16 protein-coding genes are annotated in these 15164 nt (G+C 44.4%); 10 read left to right on the forward strand and 6 right to left on the reverse strand.

Translation table 11 applies throughout. The annotated features are described in order from the left end of the window. Positions 1–226 precede the first annotated feature (226 nt). Together ACUN2T_RS21015 and ACUN2T_RS21020 are read right to left on the reverse strand one after the other, a co-directional pair. Positions 227–412, reverse strand: coding sequence for a hypothetical protein (locus ACUN2T_RS21015; RefSeq protein WP_445497995.1), 186 nt, complete (start codon positions 410–412; stop codon positions 227–229). 114 nt (positions 413–526) lie between these two features. After that, complete coding sequence (locus ACUN2T_RS21020; RefSeq protein WP_445494851.1) at positions 527–2452, reverse strand: sigma 54-interacting transcriptional regulator; 1926 nt, start codon at positions 2450–2452, stop codon at positions 527–529. Positions 2453–2690: 238 nt separating this feature from the next. Here ACUN2T_RS21020 and ACUN2T_RS21025 point away from each other — a divergent pair, with 238 nt between their 5' ends. The 7 genes from ACUN2T_RS21025 to ACUN2T_RS21055 are packed head-to-tail and all read left to right on the forward strand — an operon-like array spanning position 2691 to position 8566. Next, positions 2691–3173 (forward strand): MSMEG_0572/Sll0783 family nitrogen starvation response protein, encoded by a 483-nt coding sequence (locus ACUN2T_RS21025; protein WP_445494852.1) that lies wholly within the window; start codon positions 2691–2693, stop codon positions 3171–3173. A 29-nt stretch (positions 3174–3202) separates the two neighbouring features. Further along, the gene (locus tag ACUN2T_RS21030) at positions 3203–4210 is read left to right on the forward strand and encodes a Nit6803 family nitrilase (RefSeq protein WP_445494853.1); all 1008 of its coding nucleotides are present in this window, start codon (positions 3203–3205) and stop codon (positions 4208–4210) included. A 22-nt stretch (positions 4211–4232) separates the two neighbouring features. Next, on the forward strand, positions 4233–5312 hold the full coding sequence (locus tag ACUN2T_RS21035) for an MSMEG_0568 family radical SAM protein (protein WP_445494854.1): 1080 nt from the start codon (positions 4233–4235) through the stop codon (positions 5310–5312). 12 nt (positions 5313–5324) lie between these two features. Then, positions 5325–5888, forward strand: a complete 564-nt coding sequence (locus ACUN2T_RS21040) for an MSMEG_0567/Sll0786 family nitrogen starvation N-acetyltransferase (RefSeq protein WP_445494855.1) — start codon at positions 5325–5327, stop codon at positions 5886–5888. Then, positions 5885–6940, forward strand: coding sequence for a sll0787 family AIR synthase-like protein (locus ACUN2T_RS21045; RefSeq protein WP_445494856.1), 1056 nt, complete (start codon positions 5885–5887; stop codon positions 6938–6940). The genes ACUN2T_RS21040 and ACUN2T_RS21045 overlap by 4 nt, the downstream gene beginning before the upstream one ends. Next, the gene (locus ACUN2T_RS21050) at positions 6928–7218 is read left to right on the forward strand and encodes an MSMEG_0570 family nitrogen starvation response protein (protein WP_445494857.1); all 291 of its coding nucleotides are present in this window, start codon (positions 6928–6930) and stop codon (positions 7216–7218) included. The genes ACUN2T_RS21045 and ACUN2T_RS21050 overlap by 13 nt, the downstream gene beginning before the upstream one ends. A gap of 10 nt (positions 7219–7228) precedes the next feature. Beyond that, positions 7229–8566: an MSMEG_0569 family flavin-dependent oxidoreductase gene (locus ACUN2T_RS21055; RefSeq protein WP_445494858.1), complete on the forward strand. Its 1338-nt coding sequence runs from the start codon at positions 7229–7231 to the stop codon at positions 8564–8566. Between the two features lie 402 nt (positions 8567–8968). Here ACUN2T_RS21055 and ACUN2T_RS21060 read toward each other — a convergent pair whose 3' ends face one another. Next, entirely contained in the window at positions 8969–9256 is a 288-nt protein-coding gene (locus ACUN2T_RS21060; RefSeq protein ID WP_445494859.1) for a hypothetical protein, read from the reverse strand. A gap of 442 nt (positions 9257–9698) precedes the next feature. On the opposite strand from ACUN2T_RS21060, the gene ACUN2T_RS21065 reads away from it, so the two are divergent. From ACUN2T_RS21065 to ACUN2T_RS21075, 3 genes are read left to right on the forward strand one after another with little or no spacing between them, the layout of a single operon-like run. After that, positions 9699–10931, forward strand: coding sequence for an ABC transporter permease (locus ACUN2T_RS21065; RefSeq protein WP_445494860.1), 1233 nt, complete (start codon positions 9699–9701; stop codon positions 10929–10931). After that, complete coding sequence (locus ACUN2T_RS21070; RefSeq protein WP_445494862.1) at positions 10924–11091, forward strand: hypothetical protein; 168 nt, start codon at positions 10924–10926, stop codon at positions 11089–11091. Before ACUN2T_RS21065 ends, ACUN2T_RS21070 begins: the two co-directional genes overlap by 8 nt. Beyond that, positions 11084–12319, forward strand: coding sequence for an HlyD family secretion protein (locus ACUN2T_RS21075; protein WP_445494863.1), 1236 nt, complete (start codon positions 11084–11086; stop codon positions 12317–12319). The genes ACUN2T_RS21070 and ACUN2T_RS21075 overlap by 8 nt, the downstream gene beginning before the upstream one ends. Before the next feature lie 115 nt (positions 12320–12434). Here the strand turns inward: ACUN2T_RS21075 and tssJ are convergent, their stop codons facing one another. From tssJ to tssF, 3 genes are all read right to left on the reverse strand, one after another. Beyond that, the gene (gene tssJ, locus ACUN2T_RS21080; protein WP_445494864.1) at positions 12435–12971 is read right to left on the reverse strand and encodes a type VI secretion system lipoprotein TssJ; all 537 of its coding nucleotides are present in this window, start codon (positions 12969–12971) and stop codon (positions 12435–12437) included. Then, positions 12952–13257 carry a hypothetical protein gene (locus ACUN2T_RS21085; RefSeq protein WP_445494865.1) on the reverse strand — a complete coding sequence of 102 codons (306 nt, stop codon included), beginning with the start codon at positions 13255–13257 and terminating at the stop codon, positions 12952–12954. Before ACUN2T_RS21085 ends, tssJ begins: the two co-directional genes overlap by 20 nt. A gap of 72 nt (positions 13258–13329) precedes the next feature. After that, complete coding sequence (gene tssF, locus ACUN2T_RS21090) at positions 13330–15090, reverse strand: type VI secretion system baseplate subunit TssF (RefSeq protein ID WP_445494866.1); 1761 nt, start codon at positions 15088–15090, stop codon at positions 13330–13332. Positions 15091–15164 lie beyond the last annotated feature (74 nt).

Consider the following 15164-nt stretch of genomic DNA (forward strand, 5'->3'; position numbering starts at 1 on the left):
ATGAGTGCAGAATATACCGCCTAACTGTTCGGAATTGGTTACCGTGCTACAGATTTAAAGGAAAAATGGGTAAATTGAATAAATTACAGTCATATTTACGACGCTAGTTGTGTAAAAAATTTTCAATAGATGAAACGCAATTGTCGCTTTATTTATCGAGCGGATAAGCGAAATTTATCGCGCGCGGCGTCAATATACGCTTGGTGAAGCACGCTCCAAATCAGCATTAACATGGGATAACGAAGCAATGAAGTGTTTCCGTGCCAAGGGTGGTGCTAACATCGGCATTCGCTGTATATCCACATGCCTGACCCACAAATTGACTTTGTGACAGGCGGCTTTCTTTAGCGGTGTGACCGCAACAGGCGCATTTCATACCAGCCCTGATCCCGTATTGAGCGGTGTTTAACATAGCCGTAGTTTCCTCTTGGCTTTCGATGTTGATCCCCAAAATAGTACCGCACCTTAATTTATAAAAAGGTGTAAATACATATCAGGCGCATTCTCCAGACTCAAAATGTGATGTTTAATAATCAATCGCCAATTTCTTTAAACGTGAGATCAATGTCGTTGGGTTCATTCCCAACAATTTTGCTGCGCCGTCATCACCAAAAATTTTCCCTTTACATTGTTTAACGGCAAGAGAGAGATTGTTAATTTCCAACTCTTTCAGCTGTTGCATGGTCAGCACGCTTTCGATTTGTTGAAGTTCATTGTGAATATTCTGATACGTAGTTTCGTTTTGCTGTTGATCTTGTTCCAGCAAATATTTAAAGGATACAGCGCCTTGTTTGACGGTAATGAGTGCGCGTTCAATGACATTTTGCAGCTCACGGATATTACCAGGCCAGTCATATTGCTGTAGCCCCAAAATATGTTTTTGAGAAAATGGTAGATAGTTAATTTTACGCTTGTCACAAATCAACTTAGTAAAGTGTGTCACCAACAGTGGAATATCTTCTTTACGGTCACGTAAGGCAGGTGCATAAATCGGGAATACATTTAAACGGAAATACAGATCTTCACGAAAGCGTTTGTGTTTAACTTCTTCTTTTAAATTGCGGTTGGTGGCGGCAATAATTCGCACATCCACCTGCCGCGTTTTTTCTTCGCCGACCCGCTCAAAGGTGCCTTCTTGCAATACACGCAGCAATTTACTTTGTAGCTCGATAGGAATTTCGCCAATTTCATCTAAAAACAGTGTGCCCTGATCTGCCAATTCGAAACGTCCGACACGGTCACGTACAGCGCCAGTAAATGCACCTTTGACATGTCCAAAAAATTCACTTTCAAACAGTTCCGAAGGAATGGCGGCACAGTTGACCCGAATAAGTGGTTGCTGTTTACGGTGACTGGATTGGTGAATAGCACGAGCAATCAGTTCCTTGCCTGTACCCGATTCACCATAAATCATCACATTGGCATCGGTTGGGGCGACCACCTTGATTTTTTCGATAATCTGTAAAATGGATGTACTACTGCCAATAATTTCATGATATTGATTTTCTTGTAAAATTTCTTCTTGCAGATATTCATTTTGTTGTTCCAGCCGACTTTTTAAATCTTGCAGTTCTTCAAGAGCATGAGTCAGTTGCCTTTCAGTATTCAGCCGATCAGTAATATTGCGGAACACCACTACCGCGCCAATAATTTCTCTGTCACGAATCACTGGGGTACTGGTAAATTCCACTGGAAAACAGCTGCCATCACGACGCCAAAAAATTTCCTGAACACCTTCATGCACAATACCATCATGTACCGCCGCATAAATCGGGCACTCTTCTTCAGGATAGTCTTCGCCATTTTCATGGGTATGGTGATGAATCTGATGGATATTATTACTCAGTACATCTTCAGGTTGCAGCCCCAACATTTTCGCCCCGACAGGGTTAATAAAGGTACACAAACCTTGTTTGTTGATACTGTAAATGCCGTCACCGACTGAACTCAGCAATAAATGTTTGCCTGTGTCGGAGTCAATAAACAGTTCTTGCAAGGCTTGCTGTTCTTTTAAGCCTGTGCTGATGACTTTATCGGCATTTTTATTGAGCTGGCGCAGTGCTAACTCTTTGACATCCACCAGCGACCATATCAGCAAGGTTTTATTTTTATAGGGCAATGACATGGAAGTAATATCCAACTGGATTTTTTCACCATTTTTATCAAAGATATACAGCTCATTATTCCAAGCCGAACCTTTTGCCAAAGCACCTTCGGTAAATGCCATAAGGTATGGCAGTTGTCTGAAATCACCAAAAATGGAAGTGACCGTTTTTTGAATAATCTCATGACGTTCATAGCGTAATAATTTAGTGGCACTGATATTCACATCAATAAACCGGTTTTGATGTGGGTCCAATACAATTAATGCTTGTGACGTGTGTTCAAACACCAACGGGCGAATCGAGTCTTCAGAAACGACCCAGTCCGAAATAAAGTCAGTCGTATTCATACTATGAATTTTCATAATTTAAGTTATGGAATTTCATAATACTACGAAAAATCATAACTTCCCAGCAGTTCAATTTATCTCCACAAAAACATTTTTATAAAAATTAAATGTTATTTTTCAATTTGATAGTAATTATCCTCCGCCAAAAAGTATAACTTGGCACAACTCTCGCATTAATACAGTCAGACTAGACTACATGTTGGTTCATTCCCAAATAACATTGAACTAGGAGGCTGCTATGCCAAACATTGATATCGAACAATATAAAGATGGCGATTTTCTCGTTGATTATGAGGAAAAAGTGTTTGAGGACGTCAAAGCCCAGCCGGGTGAAAAAGCATTGGTGACTTTCCATACCGTTGCATTTGAGGGATCAATTGGACTGGTCAATGTGTTACAGGCAAAGCGTTTATTGCGCAAAGGCTTTGAAACCAAAATCTTGCTTTACGGCCCAGGCGTACAGTTGGGTGTACAACGCGGTTTTCCAACTTTAGGGGCAGAAGCTTTTCCGGGTCATCTGGCCGTCAATAATCAGCTGAAAGCCTTTATGGCAGAAGGTGGCGAAGTCTATGCCTGCCGTTTTGCGTTGCAAGCGATGTATGGTCAAACCGAAAAAGCGCTTATTCCGGGAATTCGTCCAATTAATCCACTGGATGTAATGGATTTAAAACTGCTGATGCGTCGTGACAATGCCTTAATCATTGATACTTGGACTGTCTGAGTCAACATAAACTGTAAGGGGATAAGGTTATGAACCGAATCGTTAAAGCTGCCGCTGTGCAATGTAGCCCAGTGCTTTATAGTCAAGCCGCAACGGTAAAAAAAATCTGTGACATTATTGTAGAACTTGGAAAACAAGGAGTACAATTTGCCGTTTTTCCTGAAACCATCGTGCCTTATTACCCTTATTTCTCCTTTGTACAACCGCCATTCGCCATGGGTAAAGAGCACTTAAAGCTGTTGCATGAATCGGTGGTTGTCCCTTCCGAAGCAACCTTAGCGATTGGGCAAGCCTGTCTTGCAGCCAGCATGGTAGTGTCGATTGGCATTAATGAACGTGCGGGCAATACGATTTATAACGCCCAACTGTTATTTGATGCCGATGGTTCAATCATTCAGCATCGCCGCAAAATTACCCCAACTTACCATGAGCGAATGGTGTGGGGGCAAGGCGATGGCAGTGGTTTACGTGCCATTAATTCTGCGGTGGGACGTATTGGTTCGCTGGCATGTTGGGAACATTACAACCCGTTGGCACGTTTTTCTTTGATGGCAGATGGTGAGCAAATTCATGCTTCGATGTTTCCTGGTTCGTTGGTAGGACACGTGTTTGCCGATCAAATCAGCGCAACCATTCAACACCACGCTTTAGAGTCTGGCTGTTTTGTGGTCAATGCCACCGCATGGCTGCACCCCGAACAGCAACAGCAAATTATGCAGGATACTGGCTGTGATATCGGTCCAATTTCAGGCGGATGCTTTACCGCCATGGTTTCTCCCGAAGGCAAGTTCCTGGCTAAACCGATCACGCAAGGTGAAGGTTATTGCATTGCCGATCTGGATTTCAGCCTGATTAATAAACGCAAACGCATGATGGATTCGATTGGACATTACAGCCGTCCTGAATTGCTCAGTTTATTGATTGATCGTCGTCCAACACATGTATTACACGAACTGAAAGTTGAAACATCAGATCAAAGTCATCTCGAAAAGCGCTCAAAATCCAATGAAGAACATGTCGAAACCGTATTGATGTAAACCCAATCGATAGGGGGTAAAAATGTCTGCAATACAACTATTGACCGATTTGCAATGTAATGGTCTGAAATGGGAAGGCAAGTTTGGCTTGTCCCGTAAAGGTGGCGCTGGGCCAAGCGATCATAAAGCGTTGAGCCTTGACGGACAGACCATGATGATTCCGGTGCTGAACCTTGCAGCACAAGACTCTCCCTATACCGCAAGGCCTGAACCGCACTCCGACAAGGTGATTGTCTTTAAAAACCGGATACCGGTGGCGACCTTAACCGCCCCTGCACGACCCCGTTTTTATGATTTAAAAACCGCCGAAGGCATTGCCTATGAACAAATTGCGACCTTACATAGCCATGATGTGTTGGCGACAACGGTGTTACAGCATTGCATTCGGATGAAGAACAAAGCAACAGCATGCCAATTTTGCTCGATTGATCAGTCGTTAAAAGAGGGCCGAACCTTAACCCGTAAACGCCCGGAACAATTGGCGGAGGTCGCGAAAGCCGCCGTTGAACTGGATGGCGTCAAGCAAATGGTGATCACTACAGGCACGCCAAATACGGGAGATCGTGGGGCAAAAATTTTATATGACTCAGTTAACGCGATTAAGGCGCAAGTAGATTTGCCGATACAGGTACAGTGCGAACCACCCGATGATTTTGCCTGGTTTCAACGTTTAAAAAATGCAGGCGCTGTGTCGATTGGGATGCACCTTGAGGCAGTGAGCGAGCGTGTACGGCAGAAAATTATGCCGGGCAAAGCCGAAGTCTCGTTGGAAAAATATTTTGCGGCCTTTGAAGCAGCCGTTGCGGTGTTCGGTCGGGGACAGGTCAGTACCTATATTTTGGCCGGTTTGGGGGACACCGAACAGGAAATCGTGGAGATGACCGCCAAACTGACTGCAATGGGGGTGTATCCATTTGTAGTGCCGTTTGTGCCGATTCAAGGTACACCATTAGAGCATCATCCTAAACCTGATCACGCTTTTATGCAGTCGCTTTATCCGAAAATTGGGCAGCAACTTAAACAGCAGGGTTTGAACTCGGAAAATACTCAAGCAGGCTGTGCCAAATGTGGCGCCTGCTCTTCGCTGAAAGCGTATGAATAAGGCGAATGTGATATGGAACTTTCTCACGATCCTTGGCTGCTTGATCTGAATGAAGAGCTGAAACCATTTCTTAGCGATGACATTGTCATCAAAATAGTGTCGGAAGATTGGGAGCGTCGCCAATATTATCGTTTGCGTGAAGTCACCTTTCGCGATGAACAGAAGATCTTGCCAGCAGATCGCGACGAGCACGATGTTGATGCATTAGGCATTGTTGCCATTGGAAAAATGTTTGGTGAGCATGACCGGGTGATTGGTGCAGTACGGATTTTCCCTGATGGCGAACAGACGTGGTATGGCGGGCGTTTATGCGTAGAACCTTTATATCGACGTCACCATATCATTGGTAAAGCATTAATCAATACTGCGGTATCGACCGCCAAAAACTTGGGATGCCGTACTTTTTTAGCCACCGTGCAAAGTCAAAATGAGCGCTATTTCCAAAGATTATGTTGGGATAGCTTACGTCAGTTGACTGTCGCCAACATTCCACATGTGTTGATGCAGGCACAGATTGAAAACTATCCGTTACAGCATATCCCGATGCCAGCCTATATGCTGAAGGAGACACGATGATGGCACTCAATCAACTACTCGAAATGTTAAAACATACACCTGCGATGCAGTCCAAGCAGGCGATTGCTCACACGGTTTCAGTCAATACAACTTGCCATGTGGATTCATTGGATAGCTTATATGCCTGTCCCGGAGATGATACGGCGGCACTGCCGCTAAATGGTCAATATATATTGCACGCCTGTGAAGGCATGCTACCCAGTTTTGTGACCAATCATCCTTATTTTGCCGGATGGTCAGCGGTGATGGCGAATATCAGTGATATTGCCGCAATGGGTGGTCGGGCATTGTCGGTAGTGAATAGTTTTTGGCATACCAGTAGCGAACATGCCCGGTTGTTAATGCAAGGTATACAGGATGCTTGTCGTGCTTATGGTGTGCCATTGGTCGGTGGGCATACCAATCTTAGCGTCGTTTATCAGCCCACTTTATCCGTTGCGATGCAAGGCATAGCGCGAAAACTGCTCTCGGTGCTACATGTCAAACCACAACAAAAAATTCTGATTGCGTTAAATCTGCGAGGGCAATTCCACGCCAATACCACTTATTGGAAATGTTTTGAACGGGTGCCTGACCGCATTTTACAGTCACAAATTGCCTTGTTGCCACAATTAGCAGAGGCCAATCGGGTTCATGCCGCCCGTGATATTAGCAATGCCGGCATTTTAGGCAGTTTGCTGATGCTGCTCGAAGCGACAGCATCGGGGGCGCATATCAACTTAGATGCCATTCCTAAACCTGATGATGTGGGCTGGTTTAAATGGCTGCAAATTTTCCCCAGTTTTGGTTTTTTACTGACTGCCGATGCAAATGAATGCGAAGAAATTATCGGGCTGTTTCACCGTCAAGGCATTGCCTGCGCGGTGATTGGTGAAACCAATGTCAGTGGTGCGATTGCAGTACAACAGCAACAGCAGCACGACCTATTTTGGGATTTTAACCACCAAATGTTTACCGGTTTTTGTTATGCCGATGTTTTAACAAAGTTACCGACTCAATCCGTACAGAGTGAGGCTAAAAGTCAGCAGGAGTCTATGTTATGCCCAGTGTGAATTTTACTGTGAAATGGCCTGATGGGGAGCTGATGCAATATTACTCACCCTCAACGGTGATTTATGAATATCTGTCCATTGATCAGCGTTACCCAAGTGCGCAGTTCTTACATCAGGTTGAAAATGGCCTGAATGCTGCATCGGAAAGGGTACAGGTACGTTATGGCTTTGCCTGTAGTTCGGCCATGGACACTCTGGCAATGATCAAACACCAAGCCAAATTCTTCGGGTTAAGTCCAGAAGATCAAATTGAAGTTATTGAAATGACGAATCAATGAGAGGTGTCCCATGTTAAATATCCAAAATCAAATGTTACAGCCACATTATGATGTGGTGATTATTGGTGGTGGACAGGCAGGTTTATGTATCAGCCATTATTTGCAAAAAACAGGCATTGACCATGTGATATTAGAAAAAGAATCCGAGTTGACCCATAGCTGGCGCCATAAACGTTGGGATAATTTTACCTTGGTGACACCGAATTGGCAGTGTCTATTGCCTGAACATCCTTATCAGGGAAAAGAGCCTGACGGCTTTATGACCAAGCCTGAGATTGAGGCCTATCTTGATGATTTTATTGAAAAAACAAATCCTCCAGTCATTTTAAATATTCAAGTAGAACATGTGAAAAAAGTGGCAGCACATGAGTTTGTCATTAAAACCAATCACGGTACAACCACGGCCAAACAGCTTGTCGTTGCAGCAGGCGGGTATCACACCCCAATTTATCCAAAATTAAGTGATACCTTGCCTAAGCAGGTGAAAGTGATGCATTCGGAAGAGTATTCAAATGCAGATCAACTGCCTGAAGGAGCGGTGTTGGTGGTTGGGTCAGGGCAGTCCGGCGCACAAATTGCCGAAGATTTACATCTGGCGGGCAAAAAAGTCTATTTATCGACAGGCAATGCACCACGTTGTGCCCGATTCTATCGCGGTAAAGATGTGGTGAAGTGGTTGTTTGATATGGGGTATTACGAAACGACTGTCAACAATCATCGTTATAGTGAAGAAGTACGTAACAGCACCAACCACTATGTCACAGGACGTGATGGTGGGCGTGATATTGACCTGCGCAAATTTGCCTTAGAAGGTATGCAATTGTTCGGATATTTTGATGACTTTAAAGAGGGTCAATTCTGGTTTAGTCCAAATTTATCAGAAAACTTGGACAGTGCCGATGCCACTTATAATCGCATTAATGCCTCAATTGATGAGTATTTAGCGAAAAACAATATGGCAACCGATGAACCTGCATCGGTATATCAACCGGTTTGGCAGCCTGAGCAGGAAATCACACATATTGATTTAGCAAAAGAAAATATTACTTCCGTGATTTGGTGTATTGGTTTTAGACCAGATTATTCATGGCTTGATTTAGATATTTTTCAAGCCAATGGTTATCCAAAACATGACCGTGGTATTACTATTGATCAGGATGTCACGTTTATTGGTTTGCCATGGTTATATACTTGGGGTTCCGGGCGCTTTCTGGGGATCGATCAAGATGCCGCCTATGTGGTGCAGCATATTGAGCAACAAATAAGTCAGCAAAATATACCTATATTACCCACTTTGATTAAAAGCGCTAAATCTGAAATAAAAGATAAGAGAATATTTAAAATGTAACTTTTGAGACCTTGATTAACAACTTTATCTATATTTAATATGTGTTAGCTTGGGTAAATAAAATAAAACCCGCGGTTTTATGCGGGTTCAAACTGCTGACAAACCCTGTTTAAAATGGTAGGTGTTCCTTATTTTTCCTTTATTTTTATATTGAATTGAAAACCTAACTTCTATTATAATAATGCTATTATTAGTTACATAAATAAATAATTCACGTCCTTGTATAATAATTGCAATATAATTAAATTAAATCAATAACTTGAATGCAGTAAATAGATCTCTGAAAAGCAGTTGAAACAGATTAATAAGGAAAAATAGGAAATATTATTATTCATGACAAAAACAAAAACCCCGTTATTTTTAACGAGGTTTATCTGTATTCTTAAAAAACACTTAATCAAACTATCCGCCTATTCTACCTTCATAGTAAGCCTGGAAAGCGTCACGTCCGGTATGAAATTCACAAGCTCCACGACGCTCTTTTAAATACCATGTTATCTTTCCAAATCTAGTATCCTCCGTAAATACATTAGCAAAGTTATTATAAGGATTAACAACAAATCTATAATACTTACCACCACCCATAGGTGCTGGGTCCTGAGAATTACAATATGTTGCTGCCGAAGCAGTCCCAATTCCTCCGATTAATACTGCTGCTAACGCCCCAATTTTTAATAATTTCTTTAACATAACAATTTTCCTTTAATAGTTTAGAATTTGCAACTTAAATGTATCACTTATAAAGTCATATGTGATAATGCATGCTAAATCTAAATCATCACCAGATGATGTTACAATTTTAAAAATTTGAAATCAACTATATATTTCACTCTAGATTAGAAACCCAACTTCCATTATAGTAATTTATGAAAAATCATGATTCCGTTATTGATTTCATAAATAAAATAATTTATCTATAATTACAATGCACTGCTATTAAATATATTTAAGGAGATTGAATTTAAATTATTATTAAATTATTAATTTCTTAGCGTTAGCAAAAGTCGGTTATTTTAATAAAAGTCTATTACTACTGACAAATATAAATATTAAAGCGGAGAAATTATAAAAAACAGTGATTCTTATAAATTCTACTTGCAGCGTGGGTTACGTATGATTGATGGTCAATTGCATGAAACCAGAGGGATGGCAATCCATGCATGATAATAGTCAGTCCGCCAATTATGGCATGTCGGTACTCATGATATGGCGAGAAGCCTGGCGTAATTTGATGGCAACGGGGAGAAGTACTCTGCTTGCTTTATCGGGTATTGCTATTGGTTGCGCGTCTGTTGTGGCATTTGTTAATACCGGGCATAACGCTACACTTGCTGCGTTGAAAATGTTCAGCGGGCTTGATATCAATGTCATTACAGCAGACCTGAACTCCTATGATCATGGGGTTGATAGTGCGTCAATTAAAATGGCCGACTTAACAACGGCTATTCCTGGTTTATCTTCAGCAGCACCTTGGATCTATTACCCCTCTCCTGGGCGCTATAATGGGAAAACAGAAACATTTACCATGATAGGGTCCTCTGCGGAACTTGAGAAAGTCATGCAATTGCGACTTCGCCATGGCCGATTTATCTCTGATTATGATCAGCACTCTCCTTATCTGGTCATTGGCAATGAAGTGGCCGTCACCCTTGGTCAAGGGAACCCATCCCGTATACTTGGTGAACAGATTCAGATTGGCAATTATTTATACACAGTGATTGGCATCTTCGATATCAAAGGGCAAAACCCCATCTTTCCTTTTTCTCTGGATTCGGTAGTCATTGCCCCTATAAATGCCATGCGTAAAATATCACCCAATACTGATCTAAACGGCATCATCGCTCGCACCATAACGACCGCGACCACAGAAACCGATGCGAAGGATTTATTGGCGTTGCTCAAGCACAAGTTTCCAGCGGTTGAAATTGAGGTTCGGGTAGCTCAACAACTACTGAAAGGGCAGGCAGATCAAAGCAAGACCTTTTCTTTTATGTTGGTCGGGTTGGCGGGTATTTCGCTACTGACTGGCGGCATTGCGATTTCAAATGTAATGCTCATGAACGTTTCGACCCGACGGAAAGAGATTGGGTTGCGCATGGCTTTGGGCGCAAGACCCCATGATATCCGGCACCTTTTTTTGTATGAAGCGGTAGCACTGACTTTAGCCGGCGCAATCCTTGGTACGCTGGTAGGTGTCATCGTCTCCTTTCTTTTTGTTCTTTATTCTGGCTGGTCGTTTTCTCTAGCCCCTTTATCCATTCCTTTAGGGATAGGTAGTTCAATTGTGGCCGGGCTTATCTCCGGCTTTCATCCGGCACACAAGGCCTCACAGATGGAACCCGTACAGGCATTACGTGATGATTAAAAAATATTTCCTTTATGGCTCTTTTACCTTGTTTTTCCTTTTCCCCCGCACAGGGATCTCTGCATCTGAACAAGAGCGGTTAACTCTATCAGAACCTGATTACAGTCTGCGAGGCCTTGGCACGACACTGGAAAGTTGGGAGATAACACTCAATGATTAAACGTTATCGATGGGCCATAGCTGGCATATTTGTCGTGGCGGCCTGTTTTTTTGCCTTTTTGTCCTCAGAACCATCGCCCACTCAGGAATCAGTGCAGTGGATTGAAGTAAAACACGGCCTGATAGAAAAACAACTAGGTCTGGTTGGCAAGTTGCAATCTGGGCGTCTTGAAACCATCCCCGCGCCATTTGATGCAATTATCAAACAAGTCTTGGTCAAAGAAGGGCAACGGGTGAAAGCTGGCCAGACATTAGTGACGCTTGATACCCGGAAGCTTGATATTGAGCTTCGACAAGCGCAAGTTGAGATGATCAAAGCCTCATCTGTCGTTGACCAATTGCATGACTGGGAAAACAGCCAGGAAGTCATTCGGGCCAGAAGAAACGTCGAAAACGCGAACCATATGGTTATGGAATTGAAAGATAATCTCGCAAAAACACAGACTCTTTTTTCACGGGGCATCATTCCACAAATGGAAGTGGAAACCCTCCAGCAACAACTTCGCCGACAACTCATGGAACTCGCTTCAGCACAGGACGATCTTACGTCCATTAGACAAAAAGGAAGTCTTGATAATTTAAATGTCGCAAAGATGGAGCTTCAGAATGCAACAAGCCGCTATCAGGCGCTACAGGAACAATACTTATATAAAGAAATCAAAGCGCCATTTTCGGGTGTGGCGCTTAGGGCAGCACAAGGAGAAAGTAAGAAGCTCTTAACGATTCAAACAGGCGTTCGAGTTACCGAAGGGATGCCCTTACTGGAAATTATGGACACAACACAATATCAGGTACTGGCACAGGTTGAAGAAGCTGATCTCGCCAAACTCAAAGAAGGGCAGGCAGTAAAAATTAGTGGGGAGGGATTTTCTGAGCACCCTCTGGATGGAGAGATTGAAACCATTGCTATGCAAAGCGTCAGTACGGATAAACCCGGATCGGCGATTTATTATGATGTTGTGATTAAAGTGACTTCATCCATGAACCAGAGTTATCCCATCAGACCCGGTATGAGCGCCAAAATCAATATTGTGATTTATCGCAATGAACAGGGAATGGTTGTACCAGAAGCAGCACTCACTCACGATAGCAATGGACAATTAATCGTAAATTGGCGCCCGGATTTAAAACGTCAGGCGGTGTCTCGCCAGGTAACAGTTGGGGTGGCTATGCCGGAAGGTATGGAGATCCATGGACTGGAAGAGGGATTTATCGCACTGCCCCGTTGAAAAACAATAAGTTGGGAATAAGCGAAACAAAACCCGCGGTTTTCGGCGGGTTCAAGCTGCTGACAAACCTTACCTTGCTTAAACATCAAAATTTCGTAAATTGGGTGCCCATCGGTTACTCGTTCAAAGCGTTGAGTGTCAGTGTGCCGTTACCCAGCTCAATGGTACGGGGTTTATCCGCATCCAATTCATCGCGTTTGATCACCAACCGCCAGTGATTATTGACCGCATCCGGTGTATGGAACAGCCCCACGACCGCCACAAACCGCGCGGCTTTCTCCATCGGCATATCCAGTGCCACACTCCCTTGCGATGCCACCCTGATATCCCGCTGTGCCAGCCAGTCCGCCTTCAGTGCTTCACTATCCCCTTTTAACAGTTCCGCATAACTGGCCTGTTCAAAGGCTTTGTTGTCCTTGAGTTGATAAACACGCACCATCGTACTCAGTGGAATTTGTGCACCATGGGTGTTAAGCGCACTACGGGCATTGAAATCCAGATGCAGTGTCTTCACCTGCTTATAGAAAAGGGATTCAGTCACGGCGACAGTACTGTCGGATAGCGTCTGCGTCAGACCGCACCCGGTTAACTCCGCCGCCGCCAGCCACACCATACCGCCCATGATGACTGATTTAAAATTGATAACCGCCATTTTCGGCCTTCCTATACTGATAACCAGGCAATAACCCCTGATAGCATCCCAAATTAATCGTGACCATCCCTGAAATAATCTGTGCTCCCAGTTTCAAACCGAGTACCCCGGTTCGACCTAACCGGACACGCGGCTTCCCCAATTGCGCCAGCGGCAATATCCGTTTAGGCAAAGTGAGCTGTAACCGCACACTGCAACGCCAACCCAGATAAACACGCAGCAACGCCAGTAGAACGGATGGGATCATCAGCAGGCGAAATCGTACTGCCCAAAGGCGGACGCTCATCCCGCCGGCTTTCCAGCAACTGACAGAAGCGATAGAAGTTAAAACCGTAAATATTCGGTGCCAGCCGCTGCACTAGCCGGGAATACGCTGATTGTGATTTTCTTTCCATCGTAAACATTTCTCTGAAGGTTGAAGAAGTAGAGTCAACTGGGTAAATAGATGAATATCGGCATACAGCGCAAAGAAACGGTTAAGCATTTCACCAAATAGAAAAATATCGCCGTCACCGGTAAAGCCATGGCTGTTAAGGGTGATTTCAATATCAACCCCCCGCAACAGAAAGCCCTTTTCAAAACGCTGAATCAAGGTATGTTTAACCCCGATAATGGCATCCAGACGGCGGCAATTCATCTCATCATCTGTCCAGTTATACAGCCCCAATATCCCACGCAATATTTCCGGATTATCCATCATGCTCAGAAAGTTGGAACCGAGATGGCTCAGTATTCGCCAATGGAAACGATCATTCGCCGGGGGGTAACAAGGCAGCGTCGGTGAACACAGGTTTTTCACCGACAATTTGCCCCCGGCAGCTTGTAATGTCTGTTCAAATTGCGCATTACGCAGTGCCTCACGGGGCAACTGACCATTGGTGCCCGTGATACGCAGCGACAATGTTTCATCATCAATATCCGGATCATTTTCAAACGATTCACCGCCGAGGATCAGCCAGGTATCATGCAAACCGGAAGGGCCCAGAGACACACGAGTGTGATAGTAACGCTCCGGTGCGGTCTGGCGCATGATGCCGCCCCGATGGCGGAAACTGCTAAACGGCACAAAACGTTGTTCCTCACCCCGTCTGGAAGAGAACACCTCATCCACCGAGTAAATTTCAGTATGGCCGTCCTGAATGCGCATCGGACGTAACAAATACTCATTTTGCATCGGCGAAATGTGCATCGGATCCGCTTCAACATTAAACAAGTTGATCACCGGGACACAATGCAAACGGATATTTTCCGCCGCAAACGTCAACTGATACGGCCACAGTTCACTCAGTACGATGTCCAGTTCAAACCACGGCGTACCATCAGGAATGTTCAGCGTGTCCAGGCCGTTGAGAGCCACAAACATAAATTTTTCACGGAAAGTAAAATACTCCAGCAACAGTTGATAACCACTGAACGCACTTCCCCCTTTCGGCCACAGGACATCATCACTATCAAAACCCATGGGTGAAAAATAGCCCTCAAGACGGCAACGCGCCATCTCCGGCAGACGCAGATAAATGTGCTGGGTTTGTCGGGTCAGCGCCAGATGTAAAGCAGAACTCACCGGACTATCCGCCTTGAGATACAGGGGCAGTCGCGCCAAATCGACTTTATCCCATTCCGCCAACCGACCACAGTCGAAGCGCAGACGGATCACTGAACGTCCATCGGTTTCATTTTGCGCCGTGGCAGAAGTGATATGTAATGGCGCAATGCGCATATCACGAGTGGTACGATAATAGCAACGGGTCCGACCCGACCCTACGGGCTGGGATACCACCTCAAACCCTTTGGGCATATTTGCACTTCTTTGGGGACTCTGATAATCAGGGGCCAGCTCAACAATGGAAAGAGAAGGGATCGTCCGCATATAATGCGGCCATAGCAGGCTAACCAACCCTTCCGTCAGTTCCGGCAGATCATCGTCAAGCTTCTGACGCATCCGCCCCATCAGGAAAGCAAAGCCTTCAAGTAACCGCTCGACATAAGGATCGCGATCCCGCCCGTCGTCCAGATTCAGCATCGCCGCCCGATCCGGGTGCGCCTGCGCAAACTCTTTGCCTGCCTCACGCAGATAGTGCATTTCCGCCTCGTAATAGCGGAGAATTGGATCATCCATATTATGACTCTCATGGTTATGACAAAAATACCGTTGCCGGTTCAGAATAAAGACATCGTAAAGCGACAAAACAG

The sequence above is a fragment of the Photorhabdus machadonis genome, assembly GCF_052657765.1.

What these genes read in the sequence shown, in the direction of transcription:
- ACUN2T_RS21015 (WP_445497995.1), bottom strand. Translation starts at nt 412, where the DNA reads ATGTTAAACACCGCTCAATACGGGATCAGGGCTGGTATGAAATGCGCC.
- ACUN2T_RS21020 (WP_445494851.1), bottom strand. Translation starts at nt 2,452, where the DNA reads ATGAATACGACTGACTTTATTTCGGACTGGGTCGTTTCTGAAGACTCG.
- ACUN2T_RS21025 (WP_445494852.1), top strand. Translation starts at nt 2,691, where the DNA reads ATGCCAAACATTGATATCGAACAATATAAAGATGGCGATTTTCTCGTT.
- ACUN2T_RS21030 (WP_445494853.1), top strand. Translation starts at nt 3,203, where the DNA reads ATGAACCGAATCGTTAAAGCTGCCGCTGTGCAATGTAGCCCAGTGCTT.
- ACUN2T_RS21035 (WP_445494854.1), top strand. Translation starts at nt 4,233, where the DNA reads ATGTCTGCAATACAACTATTGACCGATTTGCAATGTAATGGTCTGAAA.
- ACUN2T_RS21040 (WP_445494855.1), top strand. Translation starts at nt 5,325, where the DNA reads ATGGAACTTTCTCACGATCCTTGGCTGCTTGATCTGAATGAAGAGCTG.
- ACUN2T_RS21045 (WP_445494856.1), top strand. Translation starts at nt 5,885, where the DNA reads ATGATGGCACTCAATCAACTACTCGAAATGTTAAAACATACACCTGCG.
- ACUN2T_RS21050 (WP_445494857.1), top strand. Translation starts at nt 6,928, where the DNA reads ATGCCCAGTGTGAATTTTACTGTGAAATGGCCTGATGGGGAGCTGATG.
- ACUN2T_RS21055 (WP_445494858.1), top strand. Translation starts at nt 7,229, where the DNA reads ATGTTAAATATCCAAAATCAAATGTTACAGCCACATTATGATGTGGTG.
- ACUN2T_RS21060 (WP_445494859.1), bottom strand. Translation starts at nt 9,256, where the DNA reads ATGTTAAAGAAATTATTAAAAATTGGGGCGTTAGCAGCAGTATTAATC.
- ACUN2T_RS21065 (WP_445494860.1), top strand. Translation starts at nt 9,699, where the DNA reads ATGAAACCAGAGGGATGGCAATCCATGCATGATAATAGTCAGTCCGCC.
- ACUN2T_RS21070 (WP_445494862.1), top strand. Translation starts at nt 10,924, where the DNA reads ATGATTAAAAAATATTTCCTTTATGGCTCTTTTACCTTGTTTTTCCTT.
- ACUN2T_RS21075 (WP_445494863.1), top strand. Translation starts at nt 11,084, where the DNA reads ATGATTAAACGTTATCGATGGGCCATAGCTGGCATATTTGTCGTGGCG.
- tssJ (WP_445494864.1), bottom strand. Translation starts at nt 12,971, where the DNA reads ATGGCGGTTATCAATTTTAAATCAGTCATCATGGGCGGTATGGTGTGG.
- ACUN2T_RS21085 (WP_445494865.1), bottom strand. Translation starts at nt 13,257, where the DNA reads ATGAGCGTCCGCCTTTGGGCAGTACGATTTCGCCTGCTGATGATCCCA.
- tssF (WP_445494866.1), bottom strand. Translation starts at nt 15,090, where the DNA reads ATGGATGATCCAATTCTCCGCTATTACGAGGCGGAAATGCACTATCTG.